1 protein-coding gene is annotated in these 656 nt (G+C 44.7%); it reads right to left on the bottom strand.

Annotation, left to right across the window (positions count from 1 at the left end):
* Positions 1-101 precede the first annotated feature (101 nt).
* Positions 102-656: Na/Pi symporter (locus tag R8N49_RS27830; protein WP_318190536.1), on the bottom strand; the 555-nt coding region annotated here is incomplete at its 5' end.

The following is a 656-nucleotide window of genomic DNA, read 5'->3' as shown; positions in this document are numbered from 1 at the left end:
TCAATCGGAGTTACATCAGCTCTCATTTTTGCATCATGGTTACAGATACAAAAAAGGCCCCACAACGTGGAGCCTTAAACAATAAGCGATGGTTGGTATTATCAGGTTGTCAGAGCAAGGATTGCGCCTGGCAGAATGATGAATACAGACATCAGGTAGCCACCCACAACGGCTTTGTTTTTGATAGCAAGCTCTGAAATCATTTCAGCGCCTTTTACTGGGATTTCACGTAAGAACGGAATACCAAAGATAAACAGTGTCGCCAAAATATTAAAGGTTAAGTGTACTAGCGCAATCTGAAGAGCAAACACAGCAAACTCACCAGATACGGCGGTAGCTGCAAGTAGCGCAGTGATACATGTACCGATGTTCGCACCTAGAGTGAATGGGTAAATGTCACGAACTTTAAGAACACCAGTACCTACAAGTGGAACCATCAAGCTTGTTGTTGTTGATGAAGATTGTACCAACACCGTCACGATCGAGCCTGATACGATACCGTGGATAGGACCACGACCAATTGCATTCTTCAGAATATCGCGAGCACGGCCAACCATTAGGCTCTTCATTAGCTTACCCATTACTGTGATAGCAACGAAGATTGTAGCGATACCCAAAGCAATTAGAGCCACGCCACCCATGGTGTCACCAAATGT

Source organism: Vibrio sp. 1978, from assembly GCF_033344345.1.
Note: the sequence above shows the minus strand (reverse complement) of the source record. Positions and strands in the feature narration are given on the sequence as shown.